Source organism: Croceibacterium selenioxidans (assembly GCF_018599195.1).
In the GTDB taxonomy this organism is placed as follows: domain Bacteria; phylum Pseudomonadota; class Alphaproteobacteria; order Sphingomonadales; family Sphingomonadaceae; genus Croceibacterium_A; species Croceibacterium_A selenioxidans.
This window is the reverse complement of the sequence record NZ_JAHFVK010000001.1, coordinates 1,077,635-1,099,361: the sequence shown is the minus strand read 5'-3', so window position 1 is coordinate 1,099,361 and position 21,727 is coordinate 1,077,635. Positions and strand designations below refer to the sequence as shown.

Annotated in this window: 18 protein-coding genes and 1 tRNA gene; 11 read left to right on the top strand and 8 right to left on the bottom strand. The window is 61.1% G+C overall.

The features are described from left to right. Nucleotides 1-103 precede the first annotated feature (103 nt). Nucleotides 104-193: transfer RNA gene (locus KK137_RS05325), tRNA-Ser, on the top strand. Nucleotides 194-380: 187 nt separating this feature from the next. Here the strand turns inward: KK137_RS05325 and KK137_RS05320 are convergent. From KK137_RS05320 to KK137_RS05305, 4 genes are read right to left on the bottom strand one after another with little or no spacing between them, the layout of a single operon-like run. Next, nucleotides 381-1,556, bottom strand: a complete 1,176-nt coding sequence (locus tag KK137_RS05320) for a hybrid sensor histidine kinase/response regulator (protein ID WP_214535103.1) — start codon at nt 1,554-1,556, stop codon at nt 381-383. Next, nucleotides 1,553-2,131 (bottom strand): chemotaxis protein CheB, encoded by a 579-nt coding sequence (locus KK137_RS05315; RefSeq protein ID WP_214535102.1) that lies wholly within the window; start codon nt 2,129-2,131, stop codon nt 1,553-1,555. Before KK137_RS05315 ends, KK137_RS05320 begins: the two co-directional genes overlap by 4 nt. Further along, the gene (locus tag KK137_RS05310) at nt 2,128-2,925 is read right to left on the bottom strand and encodes a CheR family methyltransferase (RefSeq protein ID WP_214535997.1); all 798 of its coding nucleotides are present in this window, start codon (nt 2,923-2,925) and stop codon (nt 2,128-2,130) included. The genes KK137_RS05315 and KK137_RS05310 overlap by 4 nt, the downstream gene beginning before the upstream one ends. Before the next feature lie 38 nt (nt 2,926-2,963). Further along, complete coding sequence (locus tag KK137_RS05305) at nt 2,964-6,398, bottom strand: response regulator (protein ID WP_214535100.1); 3,435 nt, start codon at nt 6,396-6,398, stop codon at nt 2,964-2,966. Between the two features lie 474 nt (nt 6,399-6,872). Here KK137_RS05305 and KK137_RS05300 point away from each other — a divergent pair, with 474 nt between their 5' ends. The 9 genes from KK137_RS05300 (at nt 6,873) to phoB (ending at nt 17,774) form a co-directional block, all read left to right on the top strand. Beyond that, entirely contained in the window at nt 6,873-9,038 is a 2,166-nt protein-coding gene (locus tag KK137_RS05300; protein ID WP_214535098.1) for a TonB-dependent receptor, read from the top strand. Nucleotides 9,039-9,137: 99 nt separating this feature from the next. After that, on the top strand, nt 9,138-10,319 hold the full coding sequence (locus tag KK137_RS05295) for a sensor histidine kinase (RefSeq protein WP_250893590.1): 1,182 nt from the start codon (nt 9,138-9,140) through the stop codon (nt 10,317-10,319). Nucleotides 10,320-10,444: 125 nt separating this feature from the next. Then, nucleotides 10,445-11,827 carry an OprO/OprP family phosphate-selective porin gene (locus KK137_RS05290; RefSeq protein WP_214535096.1) on the top strand — a complete coding sequence of 461 codons (1,383 nt, stop codon included), beginning with the start codon at nt 10,445-10,447 and terminating at the stop codon, nt 11,825-11,827. A gap of 90 nt (nt 11,828-11,917) precedes the next feature. Beyond that, nucleotides 11,918-12,958: a substrate-binding domain-containing protein gene (locus tag KK137_RS05285; RefSeq protein WP_214535094.1), complete on the top strand. Its 1,041-nt coding sequence runs from the start codon at nt 11,918-11,920 to the stop codon at nt 12,956-12,958. 14 nt (nt 12,959-12,972) lie between these two features. After that, entirely contained in the window at nt 12,973-14,358 is a 1,386-nt protein-coding gene (pstC, locus tag KK137_RS05280; RefSeq protein ID WP_214535093.1) for a phosphate ABC transporter permease subunit PstC, read from the top strand. After that, the gene (pstA, locus tag KK137_RS05275; RefSeq protein WP_214535092.1) at nt 14,351-15,601 is read left to right on the top strand and encodes a phosphate ABC transporter permease PstA; all 1,251 of its coding nucleotides are present in this window, start codon (nt 14,351-14,353) and stop codon (nt 15,599-15,601) included. The genes pstC and pstA overlap by 8 nt, the downstream gene beginning before the upstream one ends. Nucleotides 15,602-15,630: 29 nt before the next feature. Further along, complete coding sequence (pstB, locus tag KK137_RS05270; protein ID WP_420829322.1) at nt 15,631-16,377, top strand: phosphate ABC transporter ATP-binding protein PstB; 747 nt, start codon at nt 15,631-15,633, stop codon at nt 16,375-16,377. Beyond that, on the top strand, nt 16,377-17,042 hold the full coding sequence (phoU, locus tag KK137_RS05265) for a phosphate signaling complex protein PhoU (protein WP_214535089.1): 666 nt from the start codon (nt 16,377-16,379) through the stop codon (nt 17,040-17,042). Before pstB ends, phoU begins: the two co-directional genes overlap by 1 nt. A gap of 42 nt (nt 17,043-17,084) precedes the next feature. After that, entirely contained in the window at nt 17,085-17,774 is a 690-nt protein-coding gene (gene phoB / locus KK137_RS05260; RefSeq protein WP_214535087.1) for a phosphate regulon transcriptional regulator PhoB, read from the top strand. A gap of 4 nt (nt 17,775-17,778) precedes the next feature. On the opposite strand, the gene KK137_RS05255 is transcribed toward phoB, so the two are convergent. From KK137_RS05255 to KK137_RS05240, 4 genes are all read right to left on the bottom strand, one after another. Continuing rightward, entirely contained in the window at nt 17,779-17,955 is a 177-nt protein-coding gene (locus KK137_RS05255; protein WP_214535085.1) for a hypothetical protein, read from the bottom strand. An 86-nt stretch (nt 17,956-18,041) separates the two neighbouring features. Further along, the gene (lpdA, locus tag KK137_RS05250) at nt 18,042-19,451 is read right to left on the bottom strand and encodes a dihydrolipoyl dehydrogenase (protein WP_214535083.1); all 1,410 of its coding nucleotides are present in this window, start codon (nt 19,449-19,451) and stop codon (nt 18,042-18,044) included. Nucleotides 19,452-19,463: 12 nt separating this feature from the next. Next, a complete protein-coding gene (locus tag KK137_RS05245) occupies nt 19,464-19,835 on the bottom strand; it encodes an acyl-CoA thioesterase (RefSeq protein ID WP_214535082.1) in 372 nt (123 codons plus the stop codon). Nucleotides 19,836-19,859: 24 nt separating this feature from the next. Further along, nucleotides 19,860-21,131, bottom strand: coding sequence for a pyruvate dehydrogenase complex dihydrolipoamide acetyltransferase (locus tag KK137_RS05240; protein WP_214535081.1), 1,272 nt, complete (start codon nt 21,129-21,131; stop codon nt 19,860-19,862). 127 nt (nt 21,132-21,258) lie between these two features. Here KK137_RS05240 and KK137_RS05235 point away from each other — a divergent pair, with 127 nt between their 5' ends. Next, nucleotides 21,259-21,711, top strand: coding sequence for a universal stress protein (locus tag KK137_RS05235; protein ID WP_214535080.1), 453 nt, complete (start codon nt 21,259-21,261; stop codon nt 21,709-21,711). Nucleotides 21,712-21,727: the final 16 nt, after the last annotated feature.

Genomic DNA, 21,727 nt, shown 5'->3' with positions numbered 1-21,727 from the left:
GGCGCGAGGCGTGGCTACTTCTCTCTTTTTCCCAGCCTATCGCATGGCCGCAGTGGAGTCACGGGGTGACAGATCGAACAATCGACGCTAGCCGGGCGCAGTTGGACAGGTGGCCGAGTGGTTTAAGGCAGCGGTCTTGAAAACCGCCGTGGGTGCAAGCCCACCGTGGGTTCGAATCCCACCCTGTCCGCCACTTCGCGCCGAACAAGATGACTTTGTCGCCCGCGTAAGCGGAGTTCCATGGTCGCTGTCCAACAGACCTTGTCTTAGGCGGGACGCAAGGGTCTCGAGCCAACACGGGACTATATGCGCGATGGGTGGCGAGCGAACTGTCTGCCAACGGCCCAAAGCGAGACGCTCGAGAAGGCAAGGCCGTTGGATCACCCGTTCTCAGGTTCTGCCGAGGCACAAGCTGTCGCGGCGCAAAATGCAGGGACGCGCACGGTGAAAGTGCTTCCCTGACCTTCGCCCTTGCTGTCGACCGAGATTGTCCCTCCGTGAAGCTCTACGAGTTGCTTTACGAGAGCTAGCCCGATGCCAAGTCCCCCTTCGGACTGCTGACGATGGGCTTCGATTTGGCCAAAAATCTCGAAGATCCGCAGCTGCAGCTCAGCAGGAATGCCTAGCCCGTCGTCTTCGACTGCAATCTCCGCCCATTTATCATCACAAGACGCTTTAAGAACAATCGATCCACCGGAAGGTGTGTATTTTATGGCATTGCTGAGTAAGTTCGAAACAACCTGCGTCATTCGAACAAAATCGGCATCTAGGACGATAGGATACTCGGGGATTTCCAGAGAAAACCCGTGGCCGCTTGACTTCAAGTTCTCTTGATTGAGATCGATCGCTTGTTGTAACAGGGGGCGGAGTTCGATCCGCTCCTTTTGCAGGGAAATCTTCCCCTCTGTTATCCGCGAAATGTCCAGCAGATCTTCGACCAGGCGCGACAGATGGTGAACCCGGCGACGCATCTCGTCGCGAATTCCGACCGTTCTTTGGGTACCTTCGTGCCGTTCGAGCAGAGTTAGTCCGCCGTGCAGCGCCGCCACCGGATTACGCAGTTCGTGAGCTAGTACCGCCAGAAATTCATTCTTCCGCCGGTCTGCGGCGAGAAGACCCTGCGACGCCGTCTCGAGCTTGTCGCGCTGGTTGGCTACTATCTGTCGTTGACGATGCAGGTCAAAGAAGACCTCTGCCTTGCTCCGCAAGACGTCAGCTTCGATGGGTTTCTGAATGAAGTCGACCGCTCCCGCCTCATACCCGCGAAACCGGCGCTGGGCATCGGCAGTGCCTGCGGTCACGAAGATGATCGGGATGTGCTTGGTGCGTTCGTTCCCGCGCATGAATTCCGCGAGCTCGAAGCCATCCATGTTCGGCATGTGGACGTCTAGCAGGGCGAGCGCAACGTCATGGCGCAGCAGTAGCTCCAGGGCTTCTTCTCCGGAGCGGGCTTTCAGCAAAACAACGTCGTCGCCCTTGAGTATCGCTCCTAGCGAAAGCAGGTTTTCCTCAAGATCATCGACCAACAGAAAATGGACGGGGGGCATCTGGTTCATGATCTTCCAAGCTCACGAAGGAGAAATGGCGCGATGGCGTCGAGCGCCATGACATGCGCCTCGGGGCATTTGCGTATGGCCGCCCGAGGCATGGTCTCGGCATAGGCGCCCGCAGGATCTTCAACGATCACGGTGCCGTGGGCTGACGCGATGGCCTGGGCTCCGCTGGAACCGTCTTCGTTCGCGCCCGTCAGCACTACCCCGACGAGGCCCGCGCCATAGGCTTCGGCCGCGCTCTCGAAGAGAACGTCGATCGAAGGCCGTGAGTGCTGTACCGGTTCGTCGGCAGACAGTGCGAGCGTACCGCCCTCTTCCACTAGCAAGTGGTAATTTGATGGTGCGAAGTACACGATACCGCGCTCAGCCGGCTCCTTATCCTCGACCTCGCGAACCGACATCTGGCATTTTGCGGCAAAAAGCGGGCTCAAGAAGTTGCTGCGGTCGGACGGAATGTGGACCACGATCAGGATCGGGGCGGGAAAATCAGCCGGTAGCGCGGGAAGGATCACGGACAGGGCCTCAATTGCCCCCGCGGAAGCCCCGATCACGATCGCTCTTTCGGGCGCGTCATTCATGGTTCACGCCTCTGGTAGATCTTCTCAGTTCGGGCGAAATCGGAAAACGAACTCGCGTGGTCCGAGAACCGGATGCTCTCTTTCGCGCCCAGACCCAGAAATCCGTTGCGCACTAGCGAGTCACGAAAGAGACCCAGAGCGCGATCCTGCAGCGTCCTGTCGAAGTAGATGAGCACGTTTCGGCATGAGATGAGATGCATTTCAGCAAAGACCGCGTCGGTAACCAGACTGTGGTCCGAAAAAACCACACGCTCACGCAAGGTTTTGTCGAAGACGGCTCCACCGTATCCAGTCGAGTAATAGTCAGAGAGGGAGGTTTTGCCTCCTGCTGCGCGATGGTTTTCGGTGAAACCTGCTATCCGGTCCAGCGAGTAAATTCCGCGTGCCGCGGTCTCCAACGCATCCGGACTTATGTCTGTGGCATAGAAGATCGTTCGGTCTTCCAAGCCCTCTTCACGGAACAAGATGGCGTAAGAGTGCAGTTCCTCTCCTCCGCTGCAGCCCGCAATCCAGACCTTAAGCGACGGATAAGTTCGTAAGTGCGGGACCACCTTTTCACGGATCGCGAGGAAAAATGATGGGTCGCGAAACATCTCGCTCACTTGCACGGTCAAATAGCCGAGGATCCGCGACAGCATGGTCTCGTCGTGCAGGAGCGCTTCCTGCATGGCTGAAAAGGTGTCGAACTGAAGTTGCTTTTTCGCCTGGCGAAGGCGCCTGCGCACGGAGGCCTGCGCATAATGACGAAAGTCATAATGATAGCGCAGGTGGATGGCCTCTAGCAGCAGGCGCATCTCGATATCTTCGATGGAATCCGACACGATGTTGTCTTCTACCGCGGCATCCAGACCCGCACGAGCGACAGCAACCGGTCAACATCGAGCGGCTTGGCCATGTAGTCACTCGCGCCGGCCTCGATGCAACGCTGTTGATCGTCGGGCATCGCCTTTGCCGTTAGCATGATGATCGGAAGCTTCTTCCAGCGTCCGTCCTGACGAATTTCACGGGTCGCGGTCAGGCCGTCCATCACCGGCATCATCACATCCATGAGCACAAGGTCGATCTCATTTCCATTGCTCCGCGCCGCGTTATCAAGCGCTTCGATCGCCTCACGCCCATTTCGTGCAATAGCGATGCTCGCCCCTCGAGGTTCCAGGATATTGGTCAGCGAATAGACATTTCTCACGTCATCCTCGACGATCAGGATACGCCGCCCTTCCAGAATCGCGTCGCGATTGCGCGCCTGCTGGATCATCTTCTGTTGCTCGGGCGGCAGGTCCGTCACGACCTGGTGAAGGAAGAGCGATACTTCGTCGAGCAGCCGCTCGGGCGAACGGGCGCCCTTGATAATAATGGAATCGGAATAACGGCGAAGGCGCTGCTCCTCTTCGCTTGAGAGATCGCGCCCTGTGTAGACGATTACCGGCGGAAAACTGAAATCGGCGTCTTCTCGCAACCGCTCCAGCAACGCGAAACCCGACGCGTCCGGCAATGTCAGGTCGAGCACCAGGCAGTCGAAAGTCTCGGTGCGCAGTCTTTCCAGACATTCGCTCGCGGTCCCGACGCCGACCGTTTCCACGTCCCCGCTTGCAAGGAGTTGCGCCACGGCATCGCGCTGCACAGAGTCGTCCTCCACGATCAGGATCCGCCTCGCGTTCCTGGCTAGCTTCGACGAGAGCGCCTCCAGAACCGCCGAAAGCTTCTCTCTGCTAACCGGCTTCACCAGATAGCCGATGGCGCCCAGCGATAGCGCGGTTTGCGTATGATCGCTGGCGGAGACGACATGTACAGGGATGTGACGGGTGCTCACGTCGCGCTTGAGCCGGTCGAGAACCGCCAGGCCGGATTGATCGGGTAGCCCGACGTCAAGGACAACCGCGCTCGGTTTGAACTGCCTGGCAAGCCCCAAGGCCTCTTCGGCAGTCCCGGCAATCAGACATTGAAAGCTCATTTCATGCGCGAGGTCACGCACGATGGCGGCAAAACTACTGTCGTCTTCCACAACGAGCAGGATGCGGCGGTCGCTGCTCAAACTTTCGCGGTCGTCGTCCAGTCGGCGGGGAAGAACCTTCGGCACCTGAACCGGCTCCCCCTGCGGCGGCGCCTCGGCAGCTAAAGGCTGGACAGGGGACATCGCCGACGACGGTGCCAGTGCCGGATCGTATGCCAGCGGTATCGAAAGGGTGAACCGGCTTCCCTCACCGTACGTACTTGTCAACTCGATGCTGCCCCCAAGCAGTCGGGCGAGCTCTCTCGAAATCGCGAGGCCCAGCCCGGTTCCACCGTACTTGCGACTGATCGTTCCATCGGCTTGGCGGAAGGCCTCGAAGATCTCGCGCTGCTGGTCTTCGGGAATGCCGATGCCCGTATCGGAGACGGCCAACGTGAGCCTCTCTTCTCCCGCGCGACCGATTTCCAATCGGACCCCTCCGGCCTCGGTAAACTTGAAAGCGTTTGAAAGAAGGTTTTTGAGTATCTGCTCAAGGCGTTGGCGGTCGGTATCAATGGTCGCTGGGGCATTCTCGGCGATACTCACGCCAAATGTCAGCTGGCCCTCGTCTGCCACGGGCTCGAACAGCTGGCGCATGTCGGTCGCAAGCCGCTCGAGCGACACAGTTTCGGGGTGCACTTCAACGTGACCGGCCTCGATCTTGGAGAGATCGAGAATATCGTTGATCAGGGACAGCAGATCATTGCCTGACGCGTGAATCGTGCGAGCATATTTGACCTGCTCGTCATTCAAATTACCCGCGGAATTGTCGCCGAGCAGCTTAGAGAGGATCAGCAGCGAATTGAGCGGCGTGCGCAGTTCGTGGGACATGTTCGCCAGGAAGTCGGACTTGTAGCGGCTGGCTTGCTCGAGTTCGCGGGCCTTGAGCTCGACCGCCGCATTCGCGCGGACCAGATCATCACGCTGGCCTTCCAATTGTTGCGTCTGCTCCTCGAGCTGGGAGTTGGTTTGCTCAAGCTCGACCTGTTGCTGCTCAAGCCGTGCCTGTGATTCCTTGAGCGCTCGGCCCTGCTCTTCCAGCTCCTCGTTCGATACTCGAAGCTCTTCGCTTTGGGTCTGGAGTTCTTCCGACTGCCGCTGCGTTTCCTCCAGCAGCTTTTGAAGGTCGGCCCGAAAGCGCGCAGAACGAAGCGCGGTTCCGATCGACGATGAGGCTTGTTCCAAGAAGCCCAGCACACGAGAATCCGGAGCCTGGAGGAAGCCGAGTTCGAGCACTCCTTCCACGGCGTCGTCGGCGATGGCTGGAAAAATGACGAGGTATCGCGGTTTGTCGCGTCCCAGCGCCGACCCGATCGTGAGATATCCGTCAGGAATGTCGCTCAGCTGCACGACGTTGCGATCGGCCGCAACTTGTCCGAGCAGCCCTTCGCCGATCGAAAACTGTTCGACCACCTGCGCGTCGCCGGGAACCCCTCTCAGCGCGAGGCGCCTATACGCGCCGTCATCGCCTGCAAAAATGACACCGCCCTGGGCATTGAGATATTCGGACAGCGTCTGGAGGACAGCCTCGCCCAGCTGCATTGAAGTTTGCTCTCCAAGCATCGCCGCGGCTAGATCGGCTTGGCCCGTTTGCTGCCATCGCTGAAGTTCACGTGCGGCTGTGCTTCGGCGCAAAAGGAAGCCAATCGCCAAAGTGAGCCCTATACCGAGTATTCCGGCGAGGACACCTGTCAGCCAGGCCGATTGATAGGCTCTTTCCATTTCATCGATGCGCAGGAGTCGGAGCCGGGTTTCCTCCTGCTGCATCTCATCAAGCTGGCCGCGTATGGCATCCATCTCGGCCTTTCCGCGATCGGTCGCGACAAGTGCGGCCGCGGCGGCGAAACCGGAATTGCGCCGCGTCTCGATGGTGTCCTTTAGCTCCGTGAGCTTGGCTTCCGTGCGTCCTCGCAACACGGCCAAATGGCGCTGTTGGGCGGGATTGTCGCTAATGAGTTCGCCAATGTTATCAAGCTGCCCCGATACGCGCGCGATCGCCTCGTTGTAGGGAACAAGATAGTCTTCCCTTCCGGTGAGGAGAAAACCTCGCTGTCCGGTCTCGGCGTCTTGGAGGCTGGAAATCAGCTCATCGAGCGAAGTAATGACAGTGTGGGTGTGTTGAACCCGGGCCGCGCCGTCGCGCAGCATACTGACGTTGAGAGCCGTAATCGCGCTGCTCGCCACGAAAAACAGTACAGCCAACACGAGCGCCAACCCGGCTGACAAGTTCACGCCTGACTTCGGTGTAGCAAAGGTGCGTGAAAATGAGCGCGGCATAATTTGGTCCTGGGCTGTGACCGGGCTGCTCTAGCGGCAAAAAACCGCAACGAGCAATTGCTTTGGCCTAGGAATACAGGACCTTAACTTAGATTATATCAGGGGAAGCTGCCTTCAATGCCATGCAGCCTCGTCGAGACTGGCGCGACGGTCACGAACTGACCTACAGCTTTTCGCGGGGCTAACGTCCAAAGCAAAATGTCCCCGGTCGGCCAGTTCCGGCGAGCTCACCTTGCAAGGATGTTGTGGCTAGTCGTGAGCCGCTCGCGAATATCCGTTTATGGCTTAAGCCCAAGGAACTGAACGCCAGCTCGGCCGCCATGACTTTCCACGTTCGGCCTGAAACCTACCGAATTATTTTCCGCACCCCTCGTTTATGCTATGGCAAGCAAAGAAAAGAAGGGATGGGGAGGACACATGACGAACCGTTATCTGCAAACCGCTTCTTGCGGCGCATTAGTGCTTGCGAGCGTCATGGCGGCGTCACCCGCGCTGGCTCAGGATCAGACCCCAGAAGAAGCGGCGCCGGGCGAGATCGCCACCGGGAATACAATCGTGGTTACCGGACTGCGCCGCACCGACGAACTGCAGAATACCCCCGCCGCCATAACAGCCTTCTCACAGGAAACGATCGAGAACGCCCGCATCACTCGACCGATCGACTTCATCAGCCTGACGCCCAACGTGAATCTCGTCGAGACGCAAAACGCCGGCAATGCCTTCATCGTGATCCGGGGGATCACCCAAGCCCGCAACAGTGAACCATCGGTCGCCGTGGTTGTCGACGGGGTGCAGCAGGTCAATCCGGCTCAGTTCAATCAGGATCTGTTCGACATCCAGCAGATCGAGGTTCTCAGGGGGCCGCAAGGCGGTCTCTATGGCCGCAACGCCATCGGTGGCGCCATTATCATCCAGACCAGGCAGCCCACAGAAGAGTTCGAGGGCAAGATCACCGCGGGTGTCGACAACGGCTTCGGGTGGTACGCACGCGGCTCCGTCAGCGGGCCCCTCGGCACCGAAGCCGTCAAGTTCCGCCTGGCGGGGCAGTACTACGATACCGACGGGTTCATCCCCAACACCTACCTCGGTGAAGATGCCGACCCGTACAAGAACATGGCGTTGCGCGGGAACCTGCTGTTTGACCTAGGCAGCGGCTGGGAAGTGGACTTGCGCGGTTCGATGGATTTGCTGCGCACCCAGGCACTGTATTTCAATATCGTGACCGACGTGAACGACACCAGTCTTCCGGTTCGGGTCAACAATGCCGGTCAGAACGATCGCGACATCTACAACGTTGCGGCCAAGATTTCTTACGAAAACGAAAACTTCACGGCGACCTCGATCACTTCCTACGACACCGTCAGCGAGATTCTCACCGGCGACGCGTTCGATTTCCTGCCGATACCGGAATCGTTCTTCTTCAAGCTGTTCGAATCCATTTTTGGCCCGGGCAACGGGTTCGACCTCAACCAGAGCCAATTCCTCGACGTCGAGGCCATTAGTCAGGAACTGCGCTTCCAGTCTCCGGACGACCAGAAGCTGTTCTGGATGTTCGGCGGCTACATGATCGCGACCGACCGCTTCATTTCGACGGGCAACATGGTCGATACCGGTCAGGGTGTCTTCCCGGTATACCGCACGCCGAGTACAAACCCGGCCAATCCGCAATTTTCCTATCTGGCGGATTCCCAGGACAACTTTGCCTGGGCCGGCTTCGCCAATCTCGGTTATGAATTCTCCGATCAGTTCCGGATCGACGCCTCGCTGCGATACGATCGCGACCATCGTGAAAACACGACACTCACTCCACCCGGTTTCATGAACGGCCCCGGACAGCCCAACGGCACCACCGGAGAAGTTCGCGAAGAGACGTTCGACGCCTGGCAGCCCAAGGTTACGCTGACCTATATGCCGAACGCGGACATCACGCTTTACGGGGGTTATTCAAAAGGCTTTCGCAGCGGCGGCTTCAACCAAACGGGCGTAGGCGGTGTTGCCGCCGCCAATGGTATCGTCGGGGTGGGCGACATCTTCCAGGCGGAAGTTGCCCAAACGCTAGAGGCCGGTTTCAAGAGCCAGCTGTTCGACAATGTGCTTACCTTGAATGGCGCGGTGTTCACGACAGAAACGAAGAACAGCTACTTTTTCGTGTTCCTGGCCGCCAACTCGACGCAGAATCTCGGCAATGTGCCCAAGGCCCGCATCGACGGCTTCGAGCTCGAGGCGTTCGTTCGCCCCGCCCCCGATCTCCAGCTCAACGCCGCGCTCGGCATGACATGGAGTGACATCAAGGAGTTCCCGGATCCCGACTTCATCGGTAACGAGTTACCGCTGATCTCGCGCTCGACGATAAATCTCGGTGCGCAATGGACCCCGCATCTCAGCGACACGATCGGTGGCTTGCTCCGGATTGACTATCGCCGCACGGGCAAGACCTGGTGGGACGTGCCAAACTCCACCGTGCGCGATCCCATCGATCTGGTGGACGTGCGGGCCGGAATTGATGGGGAACAGTGGGGTTTGTTCGCCTTCGCGAAGAACCTCTTCAACGAAGAGTACAACGCCGAGTTTTCGCCTGGCGGCTTCGTGTTCAAGGCTCGCCCACGGGTTTACGGTGCAGAGGCCACTTACAAGTTCTGAGCCCATGGAAGCCTGCTGGCAGCGAACCGCGGGCCAATTCGCCGATCGTCATCAATCCGACTGGAACCTGTCATATCCTGCCGATAAAGCCCGGGGCGAATGACCCAGCGTCGAAAAGTCCCCTTTGCCGGAATTGTGATCGCGCTCCTTACCGGAGCGGTGATGGCCTTTGCGGGTACGAATATCCTGCTTGTCCTGGCAGCGATGCTGGTTTGGATCGCGTCATTCTGGCTGGCCGCCACTCCCCCGCCGGTCTCGCTTCCGCAACAGCGCGAGGGCGTGCAGCTCACCGCGACGGGTATGGCCGATCTCATCGAACACTCGGGGCTTCCCATGTTCATGCTCGATGGCGAGCGGATCGTCGTCGCGAATGCAGCGGCCAGGGAGGCCGTCGGATCGCATACATTGGGCCAGGACGCGCGCGTGCTGTTTCGCCATCCTACCGCCGTCGAGCTCCTGTCTGAACCAAACGGCGGCAGCGCGACGATCGAGGGGCTGACGGGTCCGGGCAGTAGCTGGCAGATGTCGCGACAGCCGATCGATGGCCGTTATTCGCTGATCGAACTCGTCAATCGCACTGCAGAAATCGACGTCAGCCGCGCGCACACCGATTTCGTGGCCAACGCGAGCCACGAGCTGCGCACCCCCCTCGCCTCGATCATCGGTTACGTCGAAACCTTGGTTGACGAGGGTGCAGACCTGCCAGCGGAACAGGCCAAGCGCTTCCACGTCACGGTTCTGCGCGAAGCCAAGCGCCTGCAGAGCCTGGTCAGCGATCTCATGTCGCTCTCACGTGTCGAGGCCGAGAAGCACGATCACCCGCGCGAAAAGCTCGATTTCGTCGGGCTCGCCCAGCGGTCGGCACGCGATGGCGCCGGACTCGATCGCCAGGACCGGCTCGATCTTGCCGGACTCGAGGGAGAAATCCTCGTTCGAGCCGACGAGAAACAGCTCGAACAGCTGGTCCGCAACCTGGTCGACAATGCGCTTAAGTATGGCGAGCAGGGCACGCCGGTTTCGGTAGCCATCGAGCGCGGCGAACGTGACATGGCGGTGCTGACCGTGCGCGACCGTGGCGAAGGCATCCCCGCAGAACACATCCCGCACCTCACTAGGCGCTTTTACCGAACCGATCCCGGTCGCAGCAGGGCGGCCGGCGGTACCGGCCTTGGTCTTGCGATCGTGAAGCACATCGTCGAACGACACCGCGGTCGGCTGGACATAGCAAGCCGTGTCGGAGAGGGGACGACGGTTACAGTTTCGCTGCCCATCGCGGACTGAAGCAACTCCAGGCCACCCCAATCGTGGTACGGCTGGGGACAACCGGAAGGAGTGTCATCGTACTGTAATAGTCCGGTCATAGCGCGGTTATGTAACAGACACGTTAGCAAACGGACTTCACCGCAATGCGCTCATTACTGCCGGTCCTTCTGGCTGGTTCCGCCCTAGTCGCACCCGGACCTGCGGTCGCCCAGTCGCAGGAGGTCGCCGACCTCCAGCAGAAGATCGCCGCAATGCAGGCCGAAATCGCGCGGCTTGCGGGGCAAGTAGCAGAACTGCAGGCTCGCGAGCAGCCGCAAGACGATGCCGGCCCGTCGGTTCAGGCAGCGGACGCTGCTCAAGCGACAGCGTCGCCCGTGCCCGCAACCCCACAGCAGGAAACCAAGGTTTCCTGGAAGGGCGGGCCCGAAGTCTCGGCACCCGGAGGCTGGTCGTTCAAACCACGCGGACGGCTGCAGCTGGATAGCGCCATCATTGACGCCCCGGCCTCGGTGAACGCCGGCGACGGCCTTGGATTCGGCACGGAAGTTCGCCGCGCCTTTCTGGGTGTTGAAGGCACGCTCCCAGGCAACTTCGGATACCGCATGGAAGTAGACGTCGCTTCGTCAGGGGTCGAACTCACCGACGTCTTCCTGACGTACAAGCCGACCGACAAGCTTACTTTCACGCTCGGGCACCAGAAGGCGTTCTGGGGATTGGAAGAGCTTACAAGCGACCTGTTCACTTCAATGCTGGAAAGGGCCGCGTTCAATTCGGCCTTCAACTTCGAACGGCGCGTAGGGCTTAGCGGGGTCTACTCGAACAAGGACCTCCTGGTGCAGCTCGGGGCGTTTTCCGCCAACGCCGAAGACCTCACCTCTGACGGCAACAACAGCTACAGCTTCGACGGGCGGATCGTCTACGCGCCCAAGATTGGCGAAGGCCGGCTTCACGTCGGCGGATCCGCGCACTTCCGCGACCTCAACGATTCGGCGACGTCAGTGCGCTACCGGGCGCGGCCCTTCTTCCACACGACCGACGTTCGTCTGGTCGATACCGGCAACATCCCGGCAACCGGAGAGCGAAGCTTCGGTGCGGAACTCGCCTACGTGCAGGGGCCGTTCCACGCGACAGTCGAAGGCCATCAGATCACGCCGCTGCGTCCGGGCCTCAGCAATCCGACTTTCCGGGGCGGCTACGCCGAAATCGGCATGCTGCTGACGGGCGACGCGACCGTATACAAGGGCGGTATCTACGATCGGATCCGGCCGAAGAGCCCGGTGTCCGCCGGAGGCATCGGCGCCGTTCAAATGAACCTGCGCTACGACAGGATCGACCTCAACGACGAAGACGTCGCCGGAGGCCTGCAGCAGGCCGCGGGTCTGTCGGCGATCTGGATCCCGGAAGACTACGTGCGCTTCATCCTCAACTATGGGCACCTCTGGGTCAGCGACGCCGCGGTCCTCGCGGGGGCAGATCCGGACTACCAGGTCGACACCTTCGGAGTGCGTGCGCAGTTCGACTTCTGACACCGAAAATGTCCGGCATATGACCGGTTCTTGTCTTAAAGCTGTAACACCCAGGCCGTAGCCACCCGCCGATCTTGGAAGGGACCTATCATGACGAATAAATGGCGCTTTTCGGTCGCCACCCTGTGCGCGGCCTCACTTGCGGCATGTAGCGGTGGAGCAAGCGACACGCGCGATTCAGTGCGGGCCGTCGGATCCTCGACCGTTTATCCGTTCGCCAAGCTCGTTGCGGAAAACTTCGCCCGCTCGAACCCTGACTTCAAATCGCCGATCATCGAATCCACCGGCACCGGCGGCGGCATCAGCCTGTTCTGCGCCGGCGTGGGCGCCAACACGCCCGATATAGCCAACGCCTCGCGCCGCATGAAGGCCAGCGAGTTCGCCACTTGCCAGACCAATGGCGTCAAGGAGATCACCGAGATCCAGGTGGGTCTCGACGGACTCGCCTTTGCTTCGGCAAAGGGCGGCATTGACATGAATCTGACGCCGGAAATCGTCTATCGCGCGTTGGCCGCCAAGCCCTTCGGCAAGGAGCAGACTGCGCGCACCTGGCACGATGTCGATCCCTCGCTGCCGAACAAGCCGATCCTCGTCTACGGTCCCCCGTCGACTTCCGGCACGCGCGATGCGCTCAAGGAGCTGATCCTGGTCCACGGCTGCGAGACCAACGCGGAGATGAAGGCGCTCAAGGACACCGACAAGGACAAGCACGAGAAGCTCTGCACCGAAGTGCGTTCAGATGGCGCCTACGTGGATCAGGGCGAGCAGGACAACCTCATCGTGCAGAAGATCGAGGGTAACCCCGATGCGATTGGCGTGTTCGGCTTCTCCTATCTTGAGGAGAATCTGGACAAGGTCCATGGCCTGCGCATGAACGGTGTGGAACCGACTTATGCGAATATCGCCAGCTTCGAATATCCGGGTGCACGGCCGCTGTTCATCTACGTCAAGAACGCGCACCTCGATGCGATCCGCGGCTTGCGTGAGTTCGTGGCCGAATGGGCCAAGTCATGGGGTCGCGACGGCCCGCTGACGGCGATCGGCCTAGTGACGAACCCCGACGACGTGGCCGCGCGCAGTCAGGCTGCCTCGACGGCGTTCACAGCCTTGAACGGTTCGGAACTAAAGTAAGGTCGGGAATAGCGATGCCGCCCAGCCTTCTGCTCCTCCTTGCTCTTGGGCTCGGACTTGCCGGTTGGCTGGCGGCGCGCGCGCGCGCGTGGAGCTTCCGGCGCGCCAAACCCGGCGTGAGACTGGCGGCGCTTCCTTCGTATCACGCCTGGTATGTCGCGCTGTGGGTGGTTGTGCCGGTCATGCTCTTTGCGTTGACCTGGAACGTCATCGCGCCCCAGCTCGTCAATCAAGCCGTGCTGGCGAGTCCCGCAGCCGCCGACTTGCCCCCCTTCGGCATGCAGCGAGAAACAATGCTGGCCGAGGCGCGCAATGTGGCTTCGGGAGCGGCGCCTGCCGTGTTCAACCCTGGCGCGCGCGGTCTGGTCGAACCGTTCCGCGATGCGCTCACTCGCTATAACCTGATCGGCCTCGCCATAACCCTGATCCTCGCCTTCGGAACGGGAACCTGGGCGTTCCTGCGGTTGAGGCCGGACTTCACCGCCCGGACGCGGGTGGAGCGCATGGTGATGGTCGTGCTCTTGCTCGCCTCGCTCGTGGCGATCCTGACCACCTTCGGCATCTTCCTGAGCCTCGTGGTCGAAACGACTCGCTTCTTCGGTATGATCAGTCCGGAAGAGTTCCTCTTCGGCACGCATTGGGGCCCCGACCCGATGAGCAGTGCCACGAACCCCGATCCGTCCCGCTACGGCGCGCTGCCGCTGTTCTGGGGAACGCTCTATATCGGTGCAATCATCGCCATGCTCGTGGCCATTCCGCTGGGCATGATGTGCGCGGTTTACCTGACCCAATACGCCGCACCGAAATGGCGGAAGGTACTCAAGCCGGCACTGGAGTTGCTCGCGGGTGTCCCGACGGTGGTCTACGGTTACTTCGCGGCTCTGACTGTGGCGCCCTTTGTCCGCGACGTGGCGAAGTCAGTCGGCATTGCCAACGCATCCAGCGAAAGCGCGCTCGCCGCGGGCCTGGTCATGGGGGTGATGATCATCCCCTTCGTTTCTTCGATGGCGGATGATTCCATCGCGGCGGTCCCTCAGGCCATGCGCGACGGGAGCCTGGCAATGGGTGCTACCACCAACGAAACGATCCGCCGCGTTCTGGTTCCCGCTGCCCTCCCCGGTATCGTGGCCGGCGTGATGCTCGCGATCAGCCGCGCGATCGGCGAAACGATGATCGTGGTCATGGCCGCGGGAGCGGCTGCGAACCTCTCGATCAATCCGCTCGAGGCGATGACCACCGTGACGTTCCAGATCGTCGCCATGCTGACCGGCGAAGGCAGCTTCGATCATCCCGCCACCTTGAGCGCCTTTGCCCTTGGCTTCGTGTTGTTCATGGTGACGCTGGCCCTCAACTTCATCGCCCTGCGCGTGGTTAAACGGTTCCGCGAAGCTTATGAGTGAGCGCCTCTCCCCCACGCGCACGCCCGCCTTCGAAGCGCGGCTGAAGAAGCGCTATGCGGCCGAACGGCGGTTCCGCTTTGCCGGCCTCGCCGCGATCCTGCTGTCGGTCGCCGTGCTGGTGTTCTTGCTGGCCTCGATGCTGATCAACGGCATCGGTGGCTTCCAACGCACCGTGATCGCAACGCCTGTGGACTTTACCAGCGTCGGTCTGAGCATGCCGCCCGGGCAACTTGACCGGAATGCCGCCATTCGGGCGCTCGAGAGCCAGGGGCTGCCCGATCTCGTTCGTTTCAGCGCGGAGTCGGCTTTTGGGGAAGAAACCGCCCGCCAGATAAGCAACGATGCCTGGCGCGTAGTGGCAGATCGCGTCGTCGCGGATCCGAGCTTGCTGGCCAGGAAGGCGGAGTTCGCCTTGCCCGTGGGCAAGAACCTCGCGGCAGGCTTTGCCGGCGAAGGTTCACCGGAAATGCAGGCGCTGGCCAAAAAGCTCGCCGCCGAAGGCAAGCTCACAAAAGCGTTCGACATCGGCTTCCTCACCCGCTCTGACGCGACCGATCCACAACAAGTCGGTATCTGGGCTGCGCTCAAGGGTTCGATGCTGACCATGCTGGTGACGCTGGCGTTCGCCTTTCCCATCGGCGTGCTGGCTGCACTTTACCTCGAAGAATATGCGCCTCGGAACCGCTGGACCGATCTTATCGAGGTGTCGATTAATAACCTCGCCGCCGTGCCGTCGATCATCTTTGGCCTGCTAGGCCTCGCCGTCTTCCTCACGATCTTCCCGAACATGCGCTCGGCCCCGCTGATCGGCGGCATGACGCTAGCGCTGATGACGATGCCGGTGATAGTCATCTCTGGCCGCAACGCGATCTCGGCCGTGCCGCCTTCGATCCGTGACGGGGCGATGGCACTGGGCGCGTCGCCGATCCAGGTCGTATTTCACCACGTGTTGCCCTTGGCTCTGCCCGGTATCATGACCGGTACGATCATCGGCATGGCGCGCGCGCTCGGCGAGACGGCACCGCTGCTGATGATCGGAATGCGCGCTTTCGTGGCGACACCACCCCACGGCTTCACCGATCCAGCAACCGTACTGCCGGTTCAAATCTTCCTGTGGTCGGATGAAATCGACCGCGGATTTGTCGAGCGCACCAGCGCTGCGATTATCGTGCTATTGCTGTTCCTGCTGCTGATGAATGGCGTAGCCATCTATTTGCGCAACCGCTTCGAGAAGAGATGGTGATCCAGGAAAAACTTTCCACCGAGCCCAAGATGCGAACCCGCGATGTCTCCATTTTCTACGGAGACAAAAAGGCGGTCGACTCCGTGTCGATCGATATCCCGACGGAGTTCGTGACCGCCTTCATCGGTCCTTCGGGCTGCGGCAAGTCGACCTTCCTTCGCGCGCTCAACCGCATGAACGACACGATCGCCAGCGCACGCGTCGACGGTCGTATCGAACTCGACGGAGAGGACATCTACCATTCCTCGATGGACGTGGTGCAACTTCGCGCGCGCGTGGGCATGGTTTTCCAGAAGCCTAACCCCTTCCCCAAGTCCATCTTCGAGAACGTAGCCTACGGCCCGCGCATCCACGGCCTCGCCGAAGGCCGGACGGAGCTTCAAGAAATCGTCGAGAAGTCCCTTCGCCGCGCGGGCTTGTGGGAGGAGGTCAAGGATCGTCTCGAGGAATCCGGCACCGCGCTTTCGGGCGGCCAACAGCAGCGGCTTTGCATCGCCCGCGCGATCGCCGTGCAGCCGGAAGTGATCCTGATGGACGAGCCGTGCTCGGCGCTCGACCCGATTGCCACTGCCAAGATCGAGGAGCTGATCGACGAACTGCGCGGACGCTATGCGATCGTGATTGTCACCCACTCGATGCAACAGGCAGCCCGCGTCTCGCAGCGGACCGCATTCTTCCACCTCGGCCGGATGGTCGAATACGGACACACCTCGGACATCTTCACCAATCCGACCGAAGAGCGGACCAAGGACTACATCACGGGTAGGTACGGGTAATGGCAGAGCATACCGTCAAGGCTTTCGACGACGATATTACCCGCTTGCGCGGGCTGATTGCCGAGATGGGCGGCATTGCCGAGCTGGCCATCGCCGAGGCCATGCAGGCGCTGCTCAGCGGCGACGAGGAACTGGGGAAAGCAGTCGTCGAGCGGGATCAGAAGCTCGACGCGCTGGAGAGCGAAGTGGACGCGATGGCTGTGCGTACCCTGGCCCTGCGCGCCCCCATGGCCGACGATTTGCGCGAGATCATCGCAGCGCTCAAGATCGCCGGCGTGCTCGAGCGGATTGGCGATTACGCCAAGAACATTGCCAAGCGCGTGGGCAAGATCGAGGGCCGAAACCGGTTCGAGCCCCTCACCTTGCTTCCCGCCATGAACGAAGTGGCAGCGGAAATGGTGCACGACGTGCTGACCGCTTTCGCCGCCCGCGACCCCGTGCTCGCCCGCGAGGTGATAGAGCGCGACGCCAAGGTCGATGCGTTCTACGACAGCATCTTCCGCAACTTCGTGAGCTACATGGTCGAAAACCCGTCGACCATCAGTTCCGCTGCCCAACTTCTGTTCGTTGCCCGCAACATCGAACGGATCGGCGACCATGCGACCAACGTTGCGGAAATGGTGCATTTCGCCGCGCTTGGCACTTATCCGCCGGATCGAAACTAATTGTCATAAGCCGGTAATATTGGGGGGCTTTAGGACGGATCGATGTCAGAACCAAAGCTCCTGCTGGTCGAGGACGACGCCGCCCTCGCCGAACTCCTCGAATATCGCTTCAAGGCCGAGGGCTACAACGTCCGCACAACCGCGGACGGTGACGACGCCATGGTCATGGCGTCTGAGGCTGTACCCGATCTGGTAATCCTCGACTGGATGATCGAAGGCACTAGCGGCATCGAAGTATGCCGCCGCCTGCGGCGCCAGCAATCTACCGCGCACGTGCCAATAATCATGCTCACCGCCCGCGAGGCCGAGGACGACAGGGTTCGCGGACTGGAGACTGGCGCGGACGATTACCTCACCAAGCCCTTCTCGCCGCGCGAACTGCTCGCCCGTGTGGCGGCTGTGCTGCGACGGGTGCGACCGGCCCTGGCGGGCGAGACCATCCGGGTCGGCGACCTGCAGCTTGATCCCGTGGCTCATCGCGTCGAGCGCCGGGGGCGCCAGCTTAGGCTAGGACCGACGGAATATCGGCTGCTCAAATTTCTCATGGAACACCCACGCCGGGTGTTCTCGCGCGGCCAGCTGCTCGACGCAGTCTGGGGAAACGACAGCGATATCGAAGAGCGTACCGTGGACGTGCACATCCGCCGCCTGCGCCTGGCGGTGTCAGTGCCCGGGCTCGCCGATCCGATTCGGACTGTTCGCTCGGCCGGCTACGCGATGGAGCCGGTTTAAGCCGCTAGGCCGGTTGATCCTCTTCTTCGGGGATTTGCTCCGCCCTTTGCAACTTATGACTGTTTTTTGGGTCGCCCTGACGCGCGACAGTGGGGCGCTTCTGAACCGCATGGCCGTGTCTCAAGCTGGGATTGGTGCTTGCGTCGAACAGACCCTGTTCGGATTCGATCTCGTATTCCATCGGGCGCTCTCCTCACCCAAAGAACGCCTCGCAAAATCGGGCGTTCCGGGTGAAGAAAGCAAATGCGACGAACGGTTTCCCGCGCGTCAGATGTGCAGCGCGCGGCCGTAAGCGGCGAGCACGCTTTCATGCATTGATTCCGAGATCGTCGGGTGCGGGAAGATCGTGTTCATGAGCTCCGCCTCGGTTGTTTCGAGCACCTTGCCAATCGTGTAGCCCTGGATCATCTCCGTCACCTCGGCCCCAACCATGTGCGCGCCAAGTAGCTCGCCGGTCTTGGCGTCGAACACCGTCTTCACGAAACCTTCGGCCTCGCCCAGTGCGATGGCCTTTCCGTTACCGATGAACGGGAAGGTACCCGCCTTGACGGTGTAGCCAGCTTCCTTCGCCTTGGCTTCAGTCATGCCGACGCTGGCGATCTGCGGGTGGCAGTAGGTGCAGCCCGGGATAGCGTTGCGCTCCAGGGGGTGCGGGTGAACGTCCTTGTTGCCGAGTTCCTGCGCGATCGCCTCAACGGCGGTAACACCCTCGTGGCTCGCCTTGTGTGCCAGCCATGGACCGGGAGCGCAGTCGCCGATGGCCCAGATACCCTTGGTCTTGGTCCGTCCATAGGGATCGATCTGGATGAAACCCCGATCCATCTCGACCAGCTTTTCCAGCCCGATGTTCTCGGTATTCGGAACGATCCCGATCGCGACGATCACGTGGCTATATTCGCCGCTTTCGACCTTCCCGTCCTTACCCTTGACCTTGGCGGACACACTATTCGGGCCAACCTTGAGTTCCTCCAGGGCCGCAGCGGTCTTGATCGTCATGCCTTGTTTGGTCAGCGACTTCTCGAGAAAGGCAGACACGTCCGCATCCTCTACCGGCACGATACGATCCAGCATTTCTACCACGGTCACTTCGGCGCCCATGTCGTTGTAGAAGCTGGCGAACTCGATCCCGATCGCCCCCGAGCCGATGACCAGGAGCTTGGTTGGCATTTCGCTCGGCGTCATTGCGTGGCGGTAGGTCCACACGCGCTTTCCGTCAGCCGGAGCGAAGGGCAGGTCGCGCGCACGGGCGCCAGTGGCGACGATGATGTGCTTGGCGGTAAGGGTCTCGGTGCCCTTCTCCCCCTTAACTTCCACCGTGTTAGCATTCTTGAAGCTGCCGGTGCCGAAATGGACCGCGATCTTGTTCTTCTTCATCAGGTGCGTGACGCCCTGATTGAGCTGCTTGGCCACGCCGCGGCTACGTTTCACGACAGCCTCAATATCGGCCTCTATCCCCTTGGCAACCAAGCCATAATCCTTGGCGTGCTGCATGTAGTGATATATCTCGGCAGAGCGCAACAAGGCCTTGGTGGGGATGCAGCCCCAGTTGAGGCAGATTCCGCCGAGTAACTCGCGCTCGACGATCGCGGTCTTCAGTCCCAGCTGGGCCGCGCGGATCGCCGCGACGTAGCCGCCAGGGCCGGAACCAAGGACGATAACATCGTAATTCTCAGCCACTTCGGCTTGCTCCTAACCGTCTACCGGGCGCGGGTGCCCGTTGTCGTCTATGGCGACGAAGGTGAACTTCGCTTCCGTCACCTTCATGGCTTGCTCGCCCGTTCGTTCGCGCCGCCAGGCCTCGACGCCGATGATCATGCTGGTGCGGCCGACGCGTTCGATCTCGGTATAGACCGAAACCTCGTCGCCGACCTTGACGGGCTGGTGGAATACCATGCCATCCATCGCCACGGTCACCGCCCGCCCCTTCGCCCGGCGCGCAGCCGTGAGACCCGCGGCGCTATCCATCACGCTGAGCAGCCAACCGCCGAAGATGTCACCATAGGCATTGGTATCCGCCGGCATGGCGGTGACGCGGATGGCGGGATCGCGGTGCTGGGTCATTCCTTGGCCCCTGCTGGACAGCGCTTAGGCCACCAGCCCCAGCGGCTTTTCGACCAGTTCCTTGAACGCCTTCATAAAGGCCGCCCCGTCGGCCCCGTCGATGGCACGGTGATCGAAGCTGCCGGTGGCGCTCATCACAGTGGCGATCTGCAGCGAGTCGTCGATCACGTAGGGTCGCTTTTCGCCTGCGCCGATGGCCATGATCATGGCCTGGGGCGGGTTGATGATCGCTTCGAACTGCTTGATCCCGTACATGCCCATGTTGCTGAGCGAGGCGGTACCACCCTGGTATTCGCTCGGGGCCAGCTTGCCCTCTCGAGCGCGGGCCGCGAGGTCCTTCATCTCGCTGGCGATGGCGCTGATGGTCTTGTTGCCCGCGTCCGCCACGATCGGAGTGATCAGGCCGCCCGGGATCGAGACCGCGACCGAGATATCAGCACGGCTGAACTTGAGCAGCGTATCACCGGTGAACTGCACATTGCAGCTCGGCACCTGCAGCAGCGCCTGCGCCAGGGCCTTGATCAGCATGTCGTTGACCGAGAGTTTCACCCCACGGGCTTCGAGTGCGGAGTTGAGTTCGGCCCTCAGCTTGAGCAGCGCGTCGAGGCGAATGTCCACCGTGAGGTAGATATGCGGAACCTGCTGCTTCGATTCGGTAAGGCGGCGCGCGATGGTCTTGCGCATGCCGCTGAGCTTTTCCTCGACATGGGGAATGCCGAAGTCCTGCGCGCCGGCGGGCGCATGGGCTGCGAGGACAGGAGCAGCCGCGGGTGCCGCACCGGGCTTGGCGCCTTCGACGTCCGCTTTCACAATACGGCCGTTCGGGCCCGAGCCCTTTACGCCGGCAAGGTCGATGCCCTTCTCGGCCGCGATCCGCTTGGCGAGTGGCGACGCGATCACGCGGTCGCCCGATTGCTTGGCCACGGTCGCCGAAGCGGCCTTTGCTGGAGCTGGAGCGCTAACTGGAGCTTGAGCCGGGGCCGGTGCCGCGACAGGGGCAGAAGCCGCCTTGGCTTCCTCGACCGCAGGTGCCTTGGCTTTCGACAGATCTTCACCTTCCTCGGCCAGGGTCGCAATCACGGTGCCGACCTTAACCCCTTCGGTTCCCTCGGGCACGGAGATGTCGGCAATGATCCCTTCATCGACGGCTTCGAACTCCATCGTCGCCTTGTCGGTCTCGATCTCGGCCATGATGTCGCCGGAGCTGACTTTATCGCCAACCTTGACCAGCCACTTGGCGAGCGTGCCCTCCTCCATGGTTGGCGAGAGGGCGGGCATCTTGATGGCGATCGGCATGGCGGTTCGCGGTTTCCTTCCGGAGGGCTAAAGCGAATTCGTCTAAAGCCAATTTGTGAGGCCGGAGCAAGGTCCTTGCGCGACCAGGGGTTTCATCAGATATCGCGCGGCAGGGGGATGTAAGGCAATGCGCGTCTATCTGGTGGTCATTGACGATACGCAGGAAGCGCATAGCGCCTTGCGTTTTGCGGCGCGCCGCGCGGCGGACACCAACGGCACGGTTCACTTGCTGGCCCTCGTTCCCAAGCAAGAATTCAGCGCTTTCGGCCAGGTCCAGGCCACGATCGAAGAGGAGGCGCGCGACCGCGCCGAGGTTCTGGCAAACAGCGCTGGCGGCGAACTGATGAGCGAAAGCGGCATGATGCCGCAGATTGCCGTGCGCGTCGGCGATGCGACGACGGTGATCAAGGAATACCTGCAGGAGCATCCCGAGGTTGCCGCGCTTGTCCTGGGCGCTGCCGTCGAGTCTGGTCCAGGCCCGCTGGTGACTCACTTCTCCGCCATCGCCGGGGGTTTGCCTTGTCCGCTGTTCGTCGTGCCCGGCGGGCTGAGCGAAGAAGAGATCGATCGCATCAGCTGAGAAACGTCCCTCTCCC